Source organism: Streptomyces spongiae, from assembly GCF_009377185.1.
Taxonomy (GTDB): Bacteria; Actinomycetota; Actinomycetes; order Streptomycetales; family Streptomycetaceae; genus Streptomyces; species Streptomyces spongiae.
Window position 1 is genome coordinate 1 of the sequence record NZ_VJZC01000854.1, and the last position, 3,118, is coordinate 3,118.

The window sequence follows — 3,118 nt, forward strand, 5'->3', positions numbered from 1 at the left end:
GAGCGACCCGGAGGACGGGTCGCTCCCGCTGACCCCGCTGCGCGTGATCACGATCCTGGGCATGGCGTCGGTCCAGGTCGCCCTGGTCTGCGTATGGCGGCTGGTGACGATGGTGCGACGCGGAACCGTGTTCTCCCACGCTGCCTTCCGGTACGTGGACGGCGTGATCGGCGCGATCGTGGCGGCTGCCCTGGTGTGGTTCGCGGTCACGGTCATCAATGCGCCGGGCCAGCGGGACGACCCGGGCGTCACCGTCATCATGGCCGGGGTTGGCGTGGCCATCCTGGGGGTCGCGCTCATCGTGCTGCTGCTGCGCATGCTGCTCGCCCAGGCTGTCGCGCGCGACAGCGAAGCGGCGCAGATGCAGGCCGAGTTGGACGAGGTGATCTGATGCCGATCGCCGTCGACATCGACGTGATGCTGGCCAGGCGGAAGATGTCCGTGGGCGAGCTCGCGGACCTCGTAGGGATCACGCCCGCCAACCTGGCGGTACTCAAGAACGGCCGCGCCAAGGCGGTGCGCTTCGCGACGCTCGCCGCGCTCTGCGAGGTGCTCAAGTGCCAGCCGGGCGACCTGCTGCGCTGGGAAGCCGAGGACGCCACAGGCGGATGACGCGCCCTTTCAAGATCATGAAGTTCTCGACGCCCCGTGATCCGAGTGGAAGACCGTGCCTCCCGACGCATCATCGCCGATCCCGCCTGCCTCTTGACCCACTCCGCGAGCATCCCGGGGCCGTGCCCTAGGAGATTCCGGGCCTGCTGGAGCGGCTGACCGAGGTGCCCGACCGTCGCGATCCGCGCGGCGTACAGCTCGATCTTTTCTCCCGGCACGTGCATCGGTGCCCCCAGCGGGAGATGCACAAGCGTCGTCCCACCGCAAGGCCTCAATTGGCATCAAAACCCGCGAACATCACTTATTCGAACGCGCTGGCGACATTTCAAGTCACCGACGAACGACATATCCCTACTCGCAGACACAACCACTGATGGAATGGCAGCACGCTTTCCACCACACCCCGCTGCACCTGGGGGCGGCGAACTGTCCACCGAGCCGGGCAGGGTGCTGGTGCAGTCCGAGGACCTCGGGCGGTGGGCGCACGCCCAGCGTCTGAGCTGCGACAAGCTCACGGCCTTGCAGCAGGGGATGTGCGAGCACATCCTCGGGATCACACCCGCGACCGAGGACGAGAACCCAGGCCGCGCCGCACGCAGGCCGACAAATGGGCGCTGAACTACGCCGCCGCCCGCAAGTTCTACGCACGCGAAGGACACCTCCGCGTGCCGCGCAAGCACGTCGAGCGGATCGTCATGGCCTGCTCGCTAGGCCCCCAGGCTTTCTGGCGGCACGGTCGCTGTCACCGCTGCGGGCAGCCGACCATTCAGGATTTCCTGGCGTGGCAGTGACAGCCCGAAGTGCTGCTGCAAGGCGGTCAGGGTCGCACGCGACGAGTCGAACTCCTCGCTCACGTCATCATCGAGGAGTCCGGCTTCTTCGAACGCCCGGAGCAGGAACGCCATGCCCTCGTCTGGGATGTCGCCGATGTCGAAGCGACCGACCGTTTGGCCGTCGCGGTAGTACCAGCACTCCCTGGGCGGGTCGTCCGGCTTCTGGGTCAGGTGCAAGACTTCCACCCCGCCTGCGGAGACATCGGGGTGAGCCCACGAAGCCTTGGAATGCCAGCCCTGCTCCACCGCATATGACCAGCCCGCGCACTCACCGAAGCGTGCCACGCGGGCTGATTCACGGTCGTTGAACGTCAGCCGCTCGGCCTCGGCGAAGGTGATCGGGCCGAGCACTTCTCCGGGCAGGGCACCGAGCCGGACAGCGAGGTCGCGTGGACTGATGCCGCGTGCGAAGGTGACGAACAGGATGGGGGCGTCTCCGCGCCAGGCGTCGGTCAGCCACGTGATGCCGTCGCTCAATGTCTTCTCCTGGTTTTAGGGGGGCGAATGGGACGGGAGGGTGCCGTCATCCCGCCCCTCGTGGAAGGGCCGTCCGACCGCCAAGGGACGGAATCAGCGAACCGGCTGCGGCCGATGCCCACTTGCTCACCGCACTGAGCGTTCCAATGCGGCCCGATGATCGGAAACCCACTGATAGGCCGTCTGAACCTGCCTCACCGCCCCTGCGTCACGGAGCCGGATCATGGCGACGTCACCCGCATCGGCCTGGGTCTTGATGCCCCGCCAGCACCGGTCCTGCCACCACAAGATCGTGGACACGAGACGTTGCCGGTCGGACAACCCGTAGCTGTCAACGATCAGCCTCATGAGCCGAGCTGCCTCCTCGACGTCGGCGACCGAAGGACCCAGATCGAGGTACTGCCAGCAGACATGAGCGATGTCGTGGATCCGGGCGCCAGGCGCAGCAAGGTCCCAGTCGATGAATGCCGTCGGGCGAAGCTCGCCACTGGACAGCTGATAGACGGTGTTCTTGGGTGACAGGTCGTTATGACACACGACCTCTTGCTCTCCGGCCAGCGGGGTGCCGGCCGTAAGGTCGTGGAACTCACGCACGAGCCGGGCGACCGTACCCAGACTCTCGTCCGATGACACAGCAGCAGGTTGTCGCTGCTCCCATGCCACGTGGCCATCGAGGTAACTGAGGACCTCTCGGCCCTCGTCATCCACACCGAGATACCGCGGAGCACCACTCCAGCCACCGGATTCAAGCAACCTCAGCAGATCACCCACGAACTTCGTGCGAGCCGAGGCTGGACGGCACACCCTGTCCCCGGCACGAACGACCGCATTGACGAAACCTCCAGGCAAGAACGACTCAGGCATCCGTATACCCTGCCTGATCACTACCTGCGGCCCTGGAACACAGCGCTGCCCGGCCCGGCCATGACGATCCTCAAAATGTGCAGGGCTCTCCACCGCGACCTCACCAAGCAGGAACGATCCCTGTACCTACCAGCACACATGACCGGCCCCGTGTGCCGGAACACCAAGTAACCATGAACCTGAGCAACCCGTCCTGGTCGCTGGAGGGTCTGTACGGTGGATGGTGTAACTCCCAAGCTGGAAGCGACAGTTGATGACTGACGTGACGAGTGACACCGAGGCCGGGAAGGCCGCTGTGAGTGGGACGGGCGCCGTGGACGACGGGCTGGTCG

Annotated in this window: 4 protein-coding genes; 2 read left to right on the forward strand and 2 right to left on the reverse strand. The window is 65.9% G+C overall.

Annotated elements, in window-relative coordinates; all coding sequences use genetic code 11:
• Together FNH08_RS47785 and FNH08_RS47790 are read left to right on the forward strand one after the other, a co-directional pair.
• Positions 1-391, forward strand: a 391-nt coding sequence (locus tag FNH08_RS47785) for a DUF2975 domain-containing protein (protein WP_152778163.1), incomplete at its 5' end; no start/stop codon positions are given.
• On the forward strand, positions 391-612 hold the full coding sequence (locus FNH08_RS47790) for a helix-turn-helix domain-containing protein (RefSeq protein ID WP_152778164.1): 222 nt from the start codon (positions 391-393) through the stop codon (positions 610-612). The genes FNH08_RS47785 and FNH08_RS47790, both read left to right, overlap by 1 nt.
• A gap of 707 nt (positions 613-1,319) precedes the next feature.
• On the opposite strand, the gene FNH08_RS47800 is transcribed toward FNH08_RS47790, so the two are convergent.
• Positions 1,320-1,922: a hypothetical protein gene (locus FNH08_RS47800; protein WP_152778165.1), complete on the reverse strand. Its 603-nt coding sequence runs from the start codon at positions 1,920-1,922 to the stop codon at positions 1,320-1,322.
• Positions 1,923-2,048: 126 nt separating this feature from the next.
• Positions 2,049-2,693, reverse strand: a complete 645-nt coding sequence (locus FNH08_RS47805) for a phosphotransferase (RefSeq protein WP_322726600.1) — start codon at positions 2,691-2,693, stop codon at positions 2,049-2,051.
• Positions 2,694-3,118 lie beyond the last annotated feature (425 nt).